Raw genomic sequence first — 17,583 nt, 5'->3', positions numbered from 1 at the left:
TTTTTTGAAGTATGTTTTTTATTATTAAAAAAATGATTTATAATATGTTATATGTCAGTTGTAGTAGTGTTGTCGTATACAAGATTTTATTTTTTGAGTTTTTGACGTAGTTAAAATTTTTCACAAAAAGACTTCTGCCAATACCTTCATCAACCGAAAAGAAGTTTTCCGCAGATTTGATTCTGCAACAACCTTTAAATAAATCAAACCATGAAGAAAAAAATGTTTGCTATCAATCGGCAATTATTAGGACTTGTTATGTTCCTGATATTTTTCCCGATGATTGCTTTTGCCCAAGGCAATCAAATTACAGGAATTGTCACAGATGCAAAAACAGGTGAAGCACTTGTAGGAGTATCTGTAGTTCAGAAAAACACTACAAACGGAGTTATAACCGATCTGGACGGAGCCTTTCAAATCAATGCTCCACTTAATTCAGATTTAGTAATTACTTATCTAGGTTATAAAAATCTTGAAGTTAAAGCTTCCTCAACATCATTAAACGTAAAGCTCGAAGAAGCCGGAGAGCTTTTGGATGAAGTTGTTGTCGTAGGTTATGGTGTTCAAAAGAAGAGCGTCGTTACAGCTGCTATCAGTAGCGTAAGAGGCGACGACTTAGCTCTGAAAGCTCCTACTCGTATCGATAATGTACTGAAAGGTATGGTGTCAGGGGTAAATATTACTCAGGCATCCGGACAACCCGGAGACGGATCGAGAGTGCGTATCCGTGGTATAGGTACTATCAATAACAGTGATCCTCTATATATCGTAGACGGAATGCCTATTTCGGGTGGAATAGATAATATCAATCCCGCAGATGTGCTGTCGGTAGAAGTTCTTAAAGATGCTGCATCCGCTGCAATCTACGGAACACGTGGAGCTAATGGTGTAATCTTGATAACTACCCGCCAAGGAAAATCAGGAAAGGCTGTAGTTACATACAACTTTACTTACGGATGGCAAAATGCAGCCAAGAAAAGAGCTGTGCTTGATGCTACCGAATATGCTATCTTGATGAATGAGCAAAACATGAATTCGGGAAAAGCTCCTATTTATGCAGATCCTCAATCGTATGGAAAAGGTACTGATTGGCAAAAAGAAACATTTAACTCGGATGCTCCGATGTACGAACATCAGGTGAGTGTAGCAGGCGGAAATGATAAAGGAAATTATTATTTGTCATTAGGCTATTTCAATCAAGAAGGTATCGTTGGAGGTAATTTCGGCAGATCAAACTACGAAAGATATTCTATCCGTTTAAATAATAACTATACAGTATTTGACGATTCTAAGACACGCAGTGTACTATCTACTTTAAAGATAGGTACTAATTTGACTTACGGTCGTATAAACTCTACAGGAATCAGTACAAATAGTGAGTTCGGTTCGCCACTGGGTAGTGCTTTGGCTATATCGCCTATGTTAACCGTGTTAGCACCTGATCCCGAAGCTACATTGGCTGCTCATCCAACAGCAGTAAGAGACCGAAATGGAAATGTATTTACAATCGTAGGCGATCAATACAATGAAATAACTAACCCGATAGCAGCTTTGTCGTTACCTCCTGAGAAAAATAACTCGGATAAGATTTTAGCTAACTTCTGGGGAGAGCTTGAACTTTATAAGAACCTTAAATTCAGATCATCTTATGGAGTTGACCTTGCATTCTGGGGTGCTGACGGATATCTGCAACCTTATTATCTGGGAAAAAGTAACCACGTAGATGAGTCGAAAGTCTGGTCATCTATGAACAGAGGCTTTACATGGCAGATTGAAAATACATTATCTTATACAAAAGATATACAAGATCACCATTTTACAATCTTATTAGGTCAATCGGCATTGTCAAGCAGATCACGTTCACTTTGGGGACAAAGCTACTTGCTGAGAGATGATAACCCTGACAGAGCTAATATCGATTTTACCGATCAGCCTCAAAAAGCACGTGAAGCATCAGGTAAAATGGGGCCTTACTATCGTTTGGCTTCTTACTTCGGTCGTTTGAGCTATAACTATCAGGAACGATACATGGGTGAACTTACAATGCGTCGTGATGGTTCTACTAAATTCGGACCCGATAACAGATGGGCTAATTTCTATTCTGTATCATTGGGTTGGAATATTACCAATGAGAAATTCATGGCAGATCGTCCCGATTTCCTTACTTCATTGAAATTGCGTGGTAGCTGGGGACAAAATGGTAATGACCAAATCGGAGATTTCAGATATACTACCATGATTGATGGTGGAAATAATTATATTTTCGGAAGAGAAGGTGCTATTATCGTAGCTCCCGGATCGAAACCTAACGGATATCCGAATGCTGCTATTGGTTGGGAGGAATCGGAACAAACCAATATAGGACTTGACTCTCGTTTCTTCAATGGTGCATTATCGTTCACTGTAGATTGGTTTGATAAGAGAACCAACGGTATGTTGATGCAAATGCCTTTGCCTGCATATATCGGCGACACCCCTCCTATGGGTAATGTGGGAGATATGAAAAATACAGGTGTGGAGTTTGATGCTTCCTATCAATTTAAAGTAGCGGATGTATCGATACACGTAGGAGGAAATGCTTCCTATATTAAAAACAAATTGATCGAATTAGGTAATAGCAACGGATGGGCTAATTATGATGGTATCCAAAGTATAGGAACAATCACAAGAGCTGAAAACGGTGAGCCATTCCCATTCTTCTATGGACTTAAAACCAACGGTATCTTCCAGACTCAACAAGAGATAAACGAATATGTAGATAAAAACGGTAAACTGATACAACCTAATGCTCAACCCGGAGATGTACGATTTGTAGACCTAAACGGAGACGGAGTCATTAGTGATGATGACCGTACCAAAATAGGAAAAGGTATGCCGGATTGGATGTTTGGATTTAATGTAGGTGCAGAATGGAAAGGTTTTGATTTTAATATGATATTACAAGGAACATCCGGTAATGATATTTTTGACGGAACACGAAGAATCGACCTTGCAAGCATCAACTTACCCGGATATATGCTAGACCGATGGACAGGACCGGGTTCTTCGAACAGAATACCTCGCCTATCACTAAATGATGATAATGGAAACTGGCAATCTTCGGATTTATACGTAAAAGACGGTTCATTCTTAAGGCTTAAAAACATTCAGTTCGGATATAGTTTACCTGCATACATTGTTAAGAAAGCATATCTGGGAGCTGTCAGAGTTTATGTTTCGGCAGAGAACTTGTTGACTTTCACTTCATATGATGGTTTTGAACCTGAAATTTCATCAGGAGGTACTTCATTGGGAGTAGACAGAGGTGTATATCCTCAGGCAAGAACAGTATCTGTAGGTGCAACTGTTACATTTTAATTATTAAAACGAAATCACAATGAAAAAAATAGTATTATTTGGTCTGACTGCTCTACTAGTGTTAAGCTCTTGTTCAGAGTCTTTTCTGGAGTCTTCACCAACAACACAAATACCCGAAGAAGAATTTTATAATTCGGAAGAACGAATCACTCAAGGTTTAGTAGCTGCATATGGTCCTCTTCAGTGGCCCGATTGGGCATTCGGACAATACAATCCGCTTCAGTTTGTATCGGATGCTATGTCGGATGATGCACGTATCGGTGGAGGTAATGCAAAGGATAACGAGCATTTGCAACGTATGCGATTCTTTAATGCAACACCCGTATATGTATGTGAAGCACTTTGGACAGTATTCTATTCAGGAATCAACCGTTCGAATATTGTAATCAACCGTATCGACAATGTGCCTAATTTGAATCCTGCAACTAAGGATCGAATTTTGGCAGAAGCTCATACTTTGAGAGCATATTATTACTTCTGGTTATGGAAATTATGGGGAAATGTTCCTTATTACAGTGTAAACCCGTCAACACCCCCTTTCCTTATTCCTCAGATGCCTGCAGATCAGGTTTATGCAAAGATTGTAGAAGATCTGGATTTTGCCTTGAATGGAGATAAACTTCCATTAACAGTTACCGCAAATAAGGAGATTGGTCGTATAACTAAAGCTACAGCTCAGATGTTGAGAGCTAATGTTGTAATGTATCAAAAGGATGAGACTAAATATGCAGAAGTATTGAAAGATATGCAAGCTATTATTGGCTCTGGTGTATATGAACTTAACGATTCTTTTGCAGACATATGGGAAGATAAAGGAGAATGGAGTAAAGAATCTATTTTCGAAGTTAACTATTCGGATGATTTAAGCGGACGTAGCTGGGGTAATCCTTTGGCAACCGGAGGTAGTGTATATCCAACTCTTATAGGTATCAATGGTATTAGCAATAGTCCTGAGTTTGCCGGAGGATGGGGATTCGAACCGGTTGAAAAAGAATTGTACGATTCGTACGAATCAGCCGATCAACGTAAAGATGGAGGTATCCTTAACTTTGCAAAATATAAAGAAGAATATCCTGACGCAAGTTATAGTCCACGTTATGATGACACCGGATATTTCAATCGTAAATACCTGCCACGTCAAGGAGGAAACAGCAAGAGTACAGGAGATAAAGATTTGAATTATAGAAATAACTATCGTGTATACCGTTATTCAGAAACGCTTTTGATCGCCTCAGAACTACTAGTTCGTACAGGAGGAAGTCAAACTCAAGCCGATGAGTATTTAAATAAGGTAAGAGCGAGAGCTTACAAAAATACAGGGAACTACAAAAAAACAGCAACTCTGGATAATCTTTTGATGGAGAACCGATTGGAGTTTGCTTTGGAAGGACACCGTTTCTGGGACTTGGTTCGTTTCGGTAAAGCAGAACAAGTATTGGGAGCAAGAGGTTTCAACCCCAATAAAAAACACTTGCCTATACCTCAATCCGAAATCGATAAAGCTCAAGGTACATTAACTCAAAACCCTTATTAACAGGAACCTTAATTTTAGAAAATCATGAAAGCGAAAAAATATATATTAGGTCTTCTGGGTATGGCTCTGTTGTTTACAGGATGCGATCCCGAAGTAGGAAGTAAGCCGAGTATTGGCGATGCACCATCGGTTGATGATATTAAATTTACAATGACGCCCAGTGCCGAAGATCCCAATACAATTCAGTTCGATTTTACAAGTGATCTGATTTCACCTTATTGGGCTATAACCAAACTCGACGGATCGGTTATGTCTACCAATAAACGATCATTCTCCCTCAAATATATGTGGGCAGGAGAATATGACGGTTCTATTCAGGCATACGGTCGTGGCGGTTTAAGTGAACCAAAATCATTTAAAGTGAGTGTTGCTAACAATGATCCTATAATTTATTTGTTGACAGGAAAAGATACCCCCAAAGTATGGATATGGGATTCTTCGGTTCAAGGTCACTTAGGATGCGGCGAACCCAGCACAACTACTCCTAATTGGTGGAGTGCAGGTCCTAATGAATTAAAAGGAAGAGGCATTTACGATGACGAACTCACTTTTAATCTCAATGCAACACGTAGTTACTCATTAAAAGCAAACAATGATATTTATGTAAATGAATCAGCAGCCCAAACAATGGCTCCCGATTTATATCCCAATGGGTCAACTGTAGCAGTTACCGTACCATATACTCAACCTGCGGGTCAAACTTGGTTTATGGATAGAGACGCTGACGGAAAACTTTATCTTACTTTTTCAGGCAAAGGTTTTCCAAGTTATGTAGCAAGTCCCGATGTATTGGGAAATGTACGATACGAAATTCTGGAGCTGACAGAAACTACATTGCAATTGCAATGGAAGGGATCGGGCATCAATTGGTATATGAGATTTAAGGTTAAACAGTAATTGTCAAAGTGTGAAGAGAGCAGATTACCTTCCCGATTTACTTAGGTAATCTGCTTTGCTTTATAAGTACTTGAAAGTATTTACTAATAACAATCGGTTATATGTATACTTAATAGAGAGAATTATAAATAGGTCTGAGACCACAAAAGCAAAAGTCCATGATAAATAAACATCTATTTACAGCCATAACACTCTTCTTTTGCAGCACATTACTCTGTAAATCGCAAGCTCCGGCAGGATATGATCTTGTTTGGCAGGAAGAATTTAATGAAGCTCCTAACACGAATGGTTCACTACCTCTTCCGGGAGATAAATGGTGGTTCGAAACCGGAGGCAGCGGCTGGGGAAATAATGAACTGCAATACTATACCGATCGTACAGCAGGTACCGATACAGTAGCAAAAATAAAAGATGGTAACTTAATTATTACAGCATTTAAACGTCCGAAGCCCTACTACGGGATGGATTATGTGTCGGCTCGCATGAATACTGTCGAATCGTGGAAGTATGGGTATTTCGAAGCTCGAATAAAAGTAGCAGCAGGCAGAGGTACATGGTCGGCATTCTGGATGATGCCTAAGAATTTTGCAGCATGGCCACTGGATGGAGAGATTGACATAATGGAGTATGTAGGTTATCGTCCTGATGTAACCCAAGCTTCAATCCATACAGACTTGTACAATCATAAAATCGGTACGGAAAAAACAGCAACTAAAGATATTAAAAACGCAGAAACCGAATTTCATGTATATGGATTAGAATGGACTGAAGATCAAATTACAGGATATGTGGATGGTGTTGCCTATTTTACTTTTAAAAACGATCATTTAGGAGATAAACGTACATGGCCCTTTAATGCACCTTTCTATCTGAAATTAAATTTGGCTATCGGAGGTGACTGGGGAGGTTTACAAGGAGTTGCCGAAGATATATTCCCTTCGAAATATGAGATTGATTACGTAAGAGTATATCAAAAGAAGGAGGTAGCTTCCATCGAAAAAGAGCTACGTGATGAGGTACCATTTACTTTTAATAAAGAAAATAAATCGCTTTCGCTCCATCTTAAAGATGGAAACATTACCACTCTTAATATAAGAGACATCCAAGGCAGGCTTTATAAAACAAAGTCTGTTGAAGATGATAACGCAAGTATTGATTGCTCGGATTTACCCCGAAATGGAGTATATATACTCACCTTAAAAGGCAATTCAACCCAGGAAAATTATAAATTCATTAATTAAAGTCCGAGACTTTATTTACATAAATAATATATAGCAGATGAAGATCAAATTGTTAGGTGTATTATGCTTATTGAACCTGTTTATGGGATATTCACAACAAAAGAATTACGATAAAGAGATTGAGCAGTTATTATCCAAAATGACTCTTGAAGAAAAAATCGGTCAGATGAACCAGTTGAACTTCAATGGTATGAGTGAAGAACTTGTTCAACAGATCAAGAAAGGAGAAGTAGGGTCGTTACTTAATATTATTGATCCGAAGCAGGTAAACGAATTACAAAAAGTAGCCTTGGAAAATAGCCGCATGGGTATTCCTATGATTATCGGACGCGATGTTATTCATGGCTTTAAAACAATCTTTCCTATCCCCTTAGGACAAGCAGCGTCGTTTGATCCTCAGATGGTAGAATCGGGTGCACACGTGGCAGCTGCCGAAGCTCGTGAATTGGGTGTTAACTGGACATTTGCTCCCATGTTAGACATTTCGCGGGATGCCCGTTGGGGACGTATTGCCGAAAGCTTGGGAGAAGACCCATATCTGGCCGGCGAATTAGGGGCAGCTATGGTAAAAGGATTTCAAGGAAAGAATCTTTCAGCCCCTACATCTATTGCAGCATGTGTGAAGCACTTTATCGGTTATGGAGCAGCAGAAGGTGGTCGTGACTATAACAGTACCAACATCCCTCCTCATTTATTATACAATGTATATTTAGTACCATTCAAAAAGGCAATTGATGCAGGAGCAGCCACATTAATGACCTCATTTAATGACAATGATGGAATACCTGCCTCAGGAAACAAACACCTGTTGAAAGATGTACTTCGCAAAGACTGGAAATTCGATGGTTTTGTAGTTTCAGATTGGGCTTCGATGACCGAGATGCTTGCTCATGGATTTGCTAAAGACGCCAGAGATGTAGCCCAAATATCGGCAAATGCAGGTGTAGATATGGAAATGGTGAGCGGAGCTTATTCACATAATTTGAAATCGTTGGTCGCATCGGGAGAGGTTACTCTCGCAGATGTCGATAATGCCGTTCGTAATATTTTAAGAGTGAAATTTCGTATGGGGCTATTTGAAAACCCTTATGTAGATATAAACAAACCATCAACTTTGTACTCGGCAGAGCATTTACAAGCAGCAAAAGAGGCTGCTGTAAAATCGGCTATATTATTGAAAAATGACAATGTATTACCACTGAAAGAAAATGTGAAGATTGCAGTTATCGGTCCATTGGCTAATGCTCCTCACGATCAGATGGGTACTTGGGTATTCGATGGAGATAAAAACCATACCGTTACACCTCTTAAAGCATTGCAAACAACATACAAAAAAATAAATTATGTATATGAGCCGGCTTTGTCTTTCAGCCGCGATAAAAGTACAGCCAATTTTGAGAAAGCAAAACAAGCGGCAGCCTCAGCTGATGTTGCAATCGTATTTTTAGGTGAAGAAGCTATACTTTCGGGAGAAGCACATTCATTGTCAAATATCAACTTGATAGGCGTGCAATCCGAACTTCTGAAAGCTGTAAAAAGTGCAGGTAAGCCAGTCGTATTAGTTATTATGGCAGGTCGTCCGCTGACTATCGAGCGTGATCTACCTTATGCAGATGCAGTACTTTACAACTTCCATCCCGGAACGATGGGAGGTCCTGCAATATTGGATCTATTGTTTGGAAAAGCCAATCCAAGCGGAAAACTTCCGGCTACATTCGTCAGAGAAGTAGGACAAATACCTATGTATTATAATCATAACAACACAGGTCGTCCGGCTCCCGCTCAGGTGATGGCTTTGGATGATATACCTACCGAAGCAGGTCAAACATCGTTAGGTAATACTTCTTTCTATCTCGATTCGGGAAAAGATCCATTATATCCATTCGGATTCGGGTTGTCGTACAGTACATTCGAATATTCGAATCTTGTATTATCGGCTACATCTATCCCTATGGGTGGAGAACTTACTGCTAAAGTGACTGTGAAAAATACAAGCAAAGTAGATGGTACTGAAGTAGTACAGCTTTATATCAGAGATTTGGTTGGATCAATCGTTCGCCCGGTAAAAGAGTTGAAAGGTTTCCAACGTGTAGATTTGAAAGCCGGCGAATCGAAAACTGTAGAATTTAAATTGACAACAGACGATCTGGCTTTCTATGGTAAAGATCTGGTGAAAAAAGCAGAAGCCGGAGATTTCAATTTATGGATAGGCTCAAGCAGTAAAGACGGCTTGGAAGCTAAATTCGCTATACAATAGTAAAGTGATCTAATGAAAAAATAAAGGGTCTCAGACCTTAGTTTATTCTTACATCATTTCGGAGGAAATGACTTATAACGCCATATAATTTTATTGAACGTGAATCTTAAATGAGTTATCGCGATGCTCTATTTCTTGTGTGCAGATTTCATAGCTGAGATTTCTTTAATCATGGATTCCGAATCGTTACTGTTAATTATTGCCGGAGCAATTCAGCAGGTTTTCATCTAAAGATTCACAGGAACAATAAATACGTAAGAATAAACAGGAGAACGGTCTAAGCTTTATATGTAAATTGAAAAGCTTAGACCGTTTTTATTGATAAATAACAGGTCTGTGACCTTAAATAGAAATATTCATGAAAAAGTTATTGTATCTAATCCTACCTCTGGTATTACTTAGTTGCTCACCAAAGGAAGTCACGAAGACAGATGGTTCGAAATTTATTAGAGTAGAAGGTCCCGATTTAATAAAATCGAATGGAGAGAAACTTCTGATACAGGGAACTAATCTTGGTAACTGGCTCAATCCCGAAGGGTATATGTTCCATTTTCAGGATGTAAGTTCGTACCGATTGATAAACGAAGCTTTCTGCGAGTTGGTAGGACCTGATTTCACAGCTTGGTTTTGGCAGGAGTTTAAGAAAAACTACATCACTCAGGAAGATATAAAGTATATCAAACAAACCGGAATGAGTTCACTTCGTATTCCTTTTCATTACAAAATGTTTACGGATGAAGATTACATGGGGTTGACAGCCAATCAGAACGGATTCGAGATGATCGATCAGGTAGTAGAGTGGTGTCGTCAGGAAAACTTGTATGTTATACTCGATATGCATGATGCTCCCGGAGGTCAAACAGGCGATAATATTGACGATAGTTACGGATACCCTTGGTTAATGGAAAGCGAAGCAAGTAAAGTTCAGTTTTGCGAAATATGGAAAAAAGTGGCTCAGCATTATGCAAATGATACGCTTATTCTGGGTTATGACCTTTTGAATGAGCCGATTGCACACTATTTTCTGGGACAACATGCAAATCTGAACGATTCACTAGAGCCTTTGTACAAAAGATGTGTAGACTCTATCCGTACAGTAGACCCCAATCACATTGTACTGTTGGGAGGCGCTCAATGGAACGGAAATTTCAATGTGTTCAAGGATTCTAAATTCGATGATAAGATGATGTATACCTGCCATCGTTATTGGTGTGATACACTACAAAGTAATATTCAGGATTTTGTAAACTTCCGTGACAGTGTCAATCTTCCCATCTATATGGGCGAAACAGGAGAAAATACAGATGAATGGATTGCGGCTTGGACTCGTTTGATGGAACGTAACAATATCGGATGGCATTACTGGCCTTACAAAAAGATGGATTCCGAAAGAGGGATGGTTTCTATAAAAGCTCCTGAAAATTGGAATCTGATAGTAGATTATACCTCTCAGGATAGAAGTAATTTTGCTAAAATACGTGCTGTTAGACCCGATCAGGCAGTGGTAAGGAAAGCTATGACCGATCTTCTGGAAAATATGAAGTTTGCCAATTGTACTATCAATAAAGGATATATCTTAGCTTTAGGTATGAAGCCTTAAGGTTTTGTTTTTTATGGTTTTTGGAAAGAAAGAGATACTCAACTGAGGGGGTATCTCTTTCTGTTTTATATAAACTCTTTCTGACACTTCATATAGAAATAAAAGATCAAATATAACTTTTTACCATATCTTTTACTGCACTTACCCAGCTATCGTCAGCATTGAGGCTTTCGACCATGGTGAGCTTTTGTCCGCCATTAGCTATAAATAATTCTTTGTATTCATAATCAATTTCAACAATAGTTTCGAGGCAGTCTGCAACAAATGAAGGAGCGACAACAAGCACACGTTTAAATCCTTTTTGAGGAAGCTCAGTCAATGTAGCATCAGTGAACGGTTTTAACCAGTAATTGGATAAGCGTGATTGAAAGGAAGTTGTATAACGATCTTTTGATAAACCTAAACGCTTAGCCAAAAGACGGGTCGTTTCATAGCATGTAGCCCTGTAACAGAATTTGCCATGTTCGGGCATCGCCTTATCGCAAGTACACTGAGAGGTTGAAATCTTTGGATGAACCCTGTCTGTGTGACGTGTTGGAAGACCATGATAGGAAAAAAGAACAAAGTCATATTCATCCAAATTATAAGATGAAATACGTTTTGTGAAAGCATCTAAAAATCCGGGATGATCGTAAAACTGGGTAATCATCTGCACACCCGGAATTACGTTCCAGTTTCTTATTTCATCCCATACGGCTTCAATAACCGAAGATGAGGTTGAAGAGGCATAATGTGGAAAAAGAGGTAAAAGAACGATTTTACTGTATCCTTCTTCACGAATGGCATTAAGCGTATTTCTGATAGATGGATTCTGATAACGCATCGCCATAAATACTTTAGCCTGATCACCTAGTTCTTTCTGTACCTTTTCTTGTAGCAGAAGAGTGTTGGTTAATAAAGGAGAGCCTTCCTTAGTCCATAATTGCTGATAGAGTTTGGCAGACTTAGGTGCACGAAAAGGTACGATGATAAAGTTTACCAATACCTTTCGGAAGAGCCAAGGCAAATTAATAACTCTTTTGTCGTTTAGAAACTGAGATAGATAGCGGCGTACCGATCCCACTGTAGGTTCGTCGGGAGTTCCAAGATTTACAAGAAGTACGGCAGTCTGATTATTATTTGAGTTGCTCACTATATTTTTTGTTTTAGGGATATTTTTAAGTTGCAGAAAGTGTTAATGTCGTATTTTAAAGCTATAACTATCAACAGATGTTATACCTAGATGAATAATAAATAGGTCTTAAACCTTATTTTTTCTCTTTTCTTCTGTAAAATCGACCTATGCTTTTTTTCTGGAATTCATAGAAGAACCGGTATTGCCCGAAAATAGCTCCTATAATTATTAATAGTATTTGATAAGCAGGAACTAAGACCAATATGTATAGCGGAACTTTCAGCCACATAGATGTTTCGGAGGTAATGCCAATCCATTCAAATACAAACCTTCGTACAACCAAGGCTGCACTTCCGGTTATTGAAAATACAATCAGGATTATGGCTAGTTGCCAATTGGAAGTAATATTCCACTTTACTTTAAATTTATCAAACATTTTGTTTTAAGTTATTGTTCACGAAAACTCAATAGAGATAAGTATACATGAAGATAAAGGCATACTTATAAACAGATTTTATAAATAGGGAAGCAAGATAGTCAAATATTCTGAATTTATTTAATGAGAAAGTGAAATATATAGATAGAATTGATTGATGTCAGGATGATAAAATCAATTACTCAAAGTATAAAAGATGAAATTAAAAAATAAATCACATTTAACATAGGGTTTTTATTTCCTGAGCGATCATATTAGTACAAGCAGGTATTGAATGCAGCCTTATTAAATATAATTATCGATTGCAGTTATACAGCTTTAGTACAGATATTAAATCAACAATTAAATAATACCATTATGAAAACGACAGGCAAACAAATAGCAGGATTTCTTATTATCCTCTTTTTAGCTCTTGGGATTACCCCTGTATCGGCACAAAACGAATCTCATTATATTTCGGTTAGTGGGGTTATAAAAGATAAGAAATCGAAAAAGAAACTTGAATATGTAAATGTATCTGTTCCCGGAACAGGTATAGGAACCGTGACGAATGAAGATGGCGAATTTCTGATCAAGATAAATGACTCTATTGATGCCAAATCGATTGAGATATCACATATGGGTTATTCTAATTACAGATTACCTATCGACAAACGTACAACTACAGGTGTAGAGATACTTTTAAACGCCAATGTGAATCTACTGAATGAAGTTGTTGTAGAATCGATGGAGCCACTCGATCTGGTAAGGAAGGCTGTGCAGCGGATTGGAAATAACTATTGTCCCGAAGCAAATCTTATGACAGGTTTTTATCGTGAAACCATTAAAAAAGGACGTAATTACATCAACATATCGGAGGCAGTAATAGATATCTATAAAACAGCGTATACCGAAGAAGGAGTTAAACAAGATAGAGTACAGATCGAAAAAGGGCGTAAACTGTTGAGTCAAAAATCGGGGGATACACTTGCCGTAAAATTGATTGGAGGCCCTAACCTGTCGGTATATCTTGATATAGCCAAGAACCCCGAATTGTTACTTGATAAAGAAACATTATCATGTTACAAATTTAAGATGGAAGAATCGGTAATGATAGACGAGCGTCCACACTTTGTAGTAAGTTTTGCTCCTCAGGTAAATCTGCCTTATGCACTTTATTATGGTAAATTGTATATTGACAAACAAAGTATAGCTTTTACACGTGCCGAATTCAGCCTAAGTATGGATGACAAGAATAAAGCTACTCAGGCTATTCTGAAAAAGAAACCGTATAATTTACGATTCAAACCGGAAGAAGTAACATTCCTGGTCAATTACAAGTTGCGAGATGGAATCAGTTATTTGAATTATATCAGGAGCGAGTTCCGATTCAAGTGCGATTGGAAACGGAGGTTATTTTCGACCAATTACAGTATTATTTCAGAAATGGTAGTTACCAGTGGTAAGGTTGGCAATGTAGATAATATTCCGGCTAAGCTTTCATTCAAGCAAAGTCAATCGCTTTCTGATAATGTAAGTAGTTTTAGAGATGCTAATTTCTGGGAAGACTATAATATTATAGAACCTTCAGAATCGTTGGAATCTGCAGTAAATAAACTCAAAAAACAACACTAATAATGAATGTGTTGAGAGATTTATTATTATATTCACTTCGTCCGATTCTACCTGGCAATTATGCCAATGAATGTAGATAAGGATAATCGAAAGAAGTAAAAACCAGTTCTGAAACAAGCTGTTATCCGAGACCTTTATGCTAAACGATTTCTTTATAGTTAGAAAGATCAAAGAGGGAGATATAAAAGTCTTTGAAGGAGTCTTCAGACGCTATTATTCTCCCCTTTGTCTCTATGCTGCCGGAATAACAGGGCGGACAGATATTGCAGAGGAGATTATACAGGACTTGTTTTATGTATTGTGGCGTGATCGTGAAGGCTTGCACATATTTACATCTTTAAACGGGTATTTATACGGAGCAGTCCGTAACCGATCGCTTCAATATTGTGAACATCGGCAGGTGAGGGATCGACATAAGGATAAAACAATTTCTGAAAAGGTCGAAATTTCAGACTCTACTCCCGAAGAACAACTGGAATATAAAGAGCTGGAAGAACTGATCAATAAAACTCTAGGCAAGATGCCCGAACGGCGACTCAGGATATTTAGGATGCAGCGTTTCGAAGGAAAAAAATATGCTGAAATAGCAAAAATACTCTCAATATCAATAAAAACGGTGGAGGCGGAGATGACCAAAGCTCTTCAATCGTTACGAAAAGAAATTGAGAACTATACTCAAATATTATGACTCAGATAGAAAAAAATAACACGAGTACCGACAAGGCCTGGAATCAACTTTGTAGTCGTTTGGCTGAAGAAGGGTTACTGACTGAAACGGAATCTCATAAAAGAACCTTTTTACGTTCTGTAACGTTTAAATGGGTGGCAAGTATTGCTGTACTTCTGGTTAGTATTGTGGCAGTATCGATTGTTGTCAATCAAAATTTGAAGGATAAACACTTACTCTCGTTATACAACGAAAAGAATGAAGCAACTCTGGTTACCACTCTCGAAGATGGGTCTATAGTATACTTAGCCGATCAAACATCGCTGAAATACCCGAAACATTTCGAGAGAGAAAGACGGGAAGTATTTCTTCAGGGAAATGCGTTTTTTGATGTCAAAGGAAACCGTAAACGTCCGTTTGTAATAGAAACAGATCTTATACAAGTAGAGGTGCTTGGTACAGCCTTCAATGTAAAAGGAAAGGATAACGATAATTTTTCATTGTCAGTAGACCGAGGAGAAGTAAAAGTAACTTTGAAGAAAACAGGACAAAGTATATATGTGAAAGCAGGTGAGACGGGGTTACTTCGTTCTGATCAGTTACATACCATGCCTACCAAAGATGCAGATCAATTTTACAGCTATACAAGGCAAATACAATTTAAAGACGAGCGTCTGGCAGATGTGGTTCGGGTAATAAACCGGAATAGCGAAGGTGTTCAACTGGAGGTTGCTCCCGGTCTTGAGAATCGCTTGTTGACCGTTAGCTTTTCCAATGATTCGGCATCATCTATGGCTCAGCTTATCTGCATGGCACTCAATCTGGAGTGTATCCGGCAAGAGGGTAAGATTCGTATTTCAGAATTAAAATAACGCTTGTTACCTTACTTGAATTATAAATATGAAAAGGACGGTTCGATACCTTTTTTATCCTGTTACAACCTTGTTGTTGCTGTTTTCTATGGCGACGACTGTTTGGGGTAATGATGGGGATGTTTTGAACCGAAAAATTCAGTTGTCTAAAAATAAAGGTACAGTTTATCAACTTTTAAAAGAGGTCTCCGATAAGTCGGGCTACCTCTTTATTTATGACAGTCAGGTTGTCGATAACGATAAGACCGTTAAAATCCAGAAGAAAGAATATACTTTACGTGATGCAATCTATGCTATTACGAATAACGACCATCTGAATATAAAGATTGTAGGTAATCATATCTTACTCAATCAGCAGCAAGAGCCTGATATTGTTGTAACTCCTGTTATAAAAGCAAGAGCGGAAGAGAAAGACAGCATCAGATATCTTACATTGGGCGGAACTTTAATTGATGGAATTAGTGGCGAACCTATAGCTTATGGAGCTGTCGGAATTTTGAATTCTTCCATCGGAACTATAAGCAATCAGGGTGGTGATTTCAGACTTGTTGTGCCCGATTCTTTAATAAACTCTAAACTGAAACTGTCGCATATAGGCTATCAATCACAAGAAGTCGAATTGTCATTTCTCACACAGCAGCATATTGTTTTTACCCTTTCTCCAAAAGTTATACCCTTGCAGGAGGTTGTGGTGCGTATTGTAAATCCGGCGGAGGTACTACGCAATATGTGGCTTAAACGAAGCGAGAATTATTCGAATACCCCTGTTCATATAACTGCTTTTTACAGAGAGGGGATAGATCATAAAAATAAGAATCTGAGCTTAACCGAGGCTGTTTTGGAAATATATAAAACAGGTTATCAGAGTGGCGATAAAAGCGATCAGGTGAAATTACTTAAGATGCGTCGGATAGTTGACATACAAAGAGCCGATACTCTTTTAACTAAAATGAAGTCAGGCATCAGTTCGGCTTTACTTCTGGATTTGGTAAAAGGTGATACGCCCGGATTTCTCGATCCTTTAAAAAACTCATCCTATGTCTACAGGCATTCCGACATAACGGTGCTGGATGGCAGAACAGTTAATGTGATTGCTTTCGAACAAAACCAAGGTGATGACGAACCTTTATATCGAGGTGATTTATATATCGATGCAGAGAATAATGCGTTGGTTCAAGCCAACTTTGAAGTTCATCCCGATCATATAAAAAAAGCAACAGATATACTTATTGTTAGAAAAAGCCCTCAAATTAATATTACTGCAGATAAAGTAACTTATGTAGTCTCTTATAAGCCGATTAACGGTATTTATTATATCAGCCATATTCGAGGAGACTTACATTTTAAGGTGAGGAAAAAGAACAGGCTTTTCAGCTCACCCTTGCATATGTGGTTCGAAATGGTAAATTGTGAAACCGATTCATCTGACGATTCTCGTTTTGCTCGTAACGAAAGATTAGCGACCAATAATATATTCTCTGACACCTCCTTTGAATATGACTCCGATTTCTGGGGACACTTCAACGTAATAATGCAGGAAGACAAATTAAAAGAATCGGTTTTACAGATACTTAAAAAGAATAAGTAGAGCTTTTTATTCCATCTATTCGGCGATAAGTTCAACTTTATTGTTATCTACGTCAAGTACAACACTCTCGAAGTAACCGTCTCCGCTTGTTCTCGGCTCGCCTACTATCTGATAACCATCGGCTCTTAAACGTTCGGTCAATTGCAGTACCTGATCTTTAGTACCTACCGTAAAAGCGAAATGACATAGACCGAGAGATTCAACCTCTACTTTATTGGTTATATCCTTGCGTCTCATAATTTCGAGAGTGGTATCTCCTTCGAATGTAATGAAATACGATTCAAACCCTTTTGTTGGGTTTACGTACTTAGCATTCGAAATACCTCCGAAATAAGTTGTATAAAACTCTTTCATTTCTTCCAGATTCTCAGTCCAGATAGCTATATGTCCTATTCTCATATCAGAT

Annotated in this window: 13 protein-coding genes; 10 read left to right on the top strand and 3 right to left on the bottom strand. The window is 38.3% G+C overall.

Annotation, left to right across the window (positions count from 1 at the left end; translation table 11 throughout):
• The first annotated feature begins 210 nt into the window (after window positions 1–210).
• The 6 genes from G7050_RS05350 to G7050_RS05325 all read left to right on the top strand — a co-directional run bounded on the left by G7050_RS05350 (window position 211) and on the right by G7050_RS05325 (window position 10,886).
• Window positions 211–3,357 carry a TonB-dependent receptor gene (locus G7050_RS05350; protein WP_255499263.1) on the top strand — a complete coding sequence of 1,049 codons (3,147 nt, stop codon included), beginning with the start codon at window positions 211–213 and terminating at the stop codon, window positions 3,355–3,357.
• 19 nt (window positions 3,358–3,376) lie between these two features.
• Window positions 3,377–4,891, top strand: coding sequence for a RagB/SusD family nutrient uptake outer membrane protein (locus G7050_RS05345; protein ID WP_166112245.1), 1,515 nt, complete (start codon window positions 3,377–3,379; stop codon window positions 4,889–4,891).
• 24 nt (window positions 4,892–4,915) lie between these two features.
• Entirely contained in the window at window positions 4,916–5,788 is an 873-nt protein-coding gene (locus G7050_RS05340; protein WP_166112242.1) for a hypothetical protein, read from the top strand.
• 158 nt (window positions 5,789–5,946) lie between these two features.
• Entirely contained in the window at window positions 5,947–7,029 is a 1,083-nt protein-coding gene (locus G7050_RS05335; protein ID WP_166112239.1) for a family 16 glycosylhydrolase, read from the top strand.
• Window positions 7,030–7,066: 37 nt separating this feature from the next.
• Window positions 7,067–9,286 carry a glycoside hydrolase family 3 N-terminal domain-containing protein gene (locus G7050_RS05330; RefSeq protein ID WP_166112236.1) on the top strand — a complete coding sequence of 740 codons (2,220 nt, stop codon included), beginning with the start codon at window positions 7,067–7,069 and terminating at the stop codon, window positions 9,284–9,286.
• Window positions 9,287–9,644: 358 nt separating this feature from the next.
• On the top strand, window positions 9,645–10,886 hold the full coding sequence (locus G7050_RS05325; RefSeq protein ID WP_166112233.1) for a glycoside hydrolase family 5 protein: 1,242 nt from the start codon (window positions 9,645–9,647) through the stop codon (window positions 10,884–10,886).
• A gap of 106 nt (window positions 10,887–10,992) precedes the next feature.
• Here the strand turns inward: G7050_RS05325 and hemH are convergent, their stop codons facing one another.
• Together hemH and G7050_RS05315 are read right to left on the bottom strand one after the other, a co-directional pair.
• Window positions 10,993–12,018: a ferrochelatase gene (gene hemH / locus G7050_RS05320; protein ID WP_166112230.1), complete on the bottom strand. Its 1,026-nt coding sequence runs from the start codon at window positions 12,016–12,018 to the stop codon at window positions 10,993–10,995.
• A gap of 115 nt (window positions 12,019–12,133) precedes the next feature.
• The gene (locus G7050_RS05315) at window positions 12,134–12,436 is read right to left on the bottom strand and encodes a DUF6787 family protein (protein ID WP_166112228.1); all 303 of its coding nucleotides are present in this window, start codon (window positions 12,434–12,436) and stop codon (window positions 12,134–12,136) included.
• 357 nt (window positions 12,437–12,793) lie between these two features.
• On the opposite strand from G7050_RS05315, the gene G7050_RS05310 reads away from it, so the two are divergent.
• The 4 genes from G7050_RS05310 to G7050_RS05295 all read left to right on the top strand — a co-directional run bounded on the left by G7050_RS05310 (window position 12,794) and on the right by G7050_RS05295 (window position 17,177).
• Entirely contained in the window at window positions 12,794–14,050 is a 1,257-nt protein-coding gene (locus G7050_RS05310; RefSeq protein ID WP_166112225.1) for a carboxypeptidase-like regulatory domain-containing protein, read from the top strand.
• Window positions 14,051–14,186: 136 nt separating this feature from the next.
• Complete coding sequence (locus G7050_RS05305; RefSeq protein WP_166112222.1) at window positions 14,187–14,738, top strand: RNA polymerase sigma-70 factor; 552 nt, start codon at window positions 14,187–14,189, stop codon at window positions 14,736–14,738.
• The gene (locus tag G7050_RS05300) at window positions 14,735–15,589 is read left to right on the top strand and encodes a FecR family protein (protein WP_166112219.1); all 855 of its coding nucleotides are present in this window, start codon (window positions 14,735–14,737) and stop codon (window positions 15,587–15,589) included. Before G7050_RS05305 ends, G7050_RS05300 begins: the two co-directional genes overlap by 4 nt.
• A gap of 28 nt (window positions 15,590–15,617) precedes the next feature.
• Window positions 15,618–17,177 carry an STN and carboxypeptidase regulatory-like domain-containing protein gene (locus G7050_RS05295; RefSeq protein ID WP_255499262.1) on the top strand — a complete coding sequence of 520 codons (1,560 nt, stop codon included), beginning with the start codon at window positions 15,618–15,620 and terminating at the stop codon, window positions 17,175–17,177.
• Between the two features lie 15 nt (window positions 17,178–17,192).
• On the opposite strand, the gene G7050_RS05290 is transcribed toward G7050_RS05295, so the two are convergent.
• Window positions 17,193–17,576, bottom strand: a complete 384-nt coding sequence (locus G7050_RS05290) for a VOC family protein (RefSeq protein ID WP_166112216.1) — start codon at window positions 17,574–17,576, stop codon at window positions 17,193–17,195.
• Window positions 17,577–17,583: the final 7 nt, after the last annotated feature.

The organism is Dysgonomonas sp. HDW5A (assembly GCF_011299555.1).
GTDB lineage: Bacteria > Bacteroidota > Bacteroidia > Bacteroidales > Dysgonomonadaceae > Dysgonomonas_A.
This window is presented reverse-complemented; position numbering and strand designations above follow the sequence as displayed.

Bases quoted from the DNA above. Each gene is read 5' to 3' on its own strand.
- G7050_RS05350 (WP_255499263.1), top strand. From the start codon at position 211: ATGAAGAAAAAAATGTTTGCTATCAATCGGCAATTATTAGGACTTGTT.
- G7050_RS05345 (WP_166112245.1), top strand. From the start codon at position 3,377: ATGAAAAAAATAGTATTATTTGGTCTGACTGCTCTACTAGTGTTAAGC.
- G7050_RS05340 (WP_166112242.1), top strand. From the start codon at position 4,916: ATGAAAGCGAAAAAATATATATTAGGTCTTCTGGGTATGGCTCTGTTG.
- G7050_RS05335 (WP_166112239.1), top strand. From the start codon at position 5,947: ATGATAAATAAACATCTATTTACAGCCATAACACTCTTCTTTTGCAGC.
- G7050_RS05330 (WP_166112236.1), top strand. From the start codon at position 7,067: ATGAAGATCAAATTGTTAGGTGTATTATGCTTATTGAACCTGTTTATG.
- G7050_RS05325 (WP_166112233.1), top strand. From the start codon at position 9,645: ATGAAAAAGTTATTGTATCTAATCCTACCTCTGGTATTACTTAGTTGC.
- G7050_RS05315 (WP_166112228.1), bottom strand. From the start codon at position 12,436: ATGTTTGATAAATTTAAAGTAAAGTGGAATATTACTTCCAATTGGCAA.
- G7050_RS05310 (WP_166112225.1), top strand. From the start codon at position 12,794: ATGAAAACGACAGGCAAACAAATAGCAGGATTTCTTATTATCCTCTTT.
- G7050_RS05305 (WP_166112222.1), top strand. From the start codon at position 14,187: ATGCTAAACGATTTCTTTATAGTTAGAAAGATCAAAGAGGGAGATATA.
- G7050_RS05300 (WP_166112219.1), top strand. From the start codon at position 14,735: ATGACTCAGATAGAAAAAAATAACACGAGTACCGACAAGGCCTGGAAT.
- G7050_RS05295 (WP_255499262.1), top strand. From the start codon at position 15,618: ATGAAAAGGACGGTTCGATACCTTTTTTATCCTGTTACAACCTTGTTG.
- G7050_RS05290 (WP_166112216.1), bottom strand. From the start codon at position 17,576: ATGAGAATAGGACATATAGCTATCTGGACTGAGAATCTGGAAGAAATG.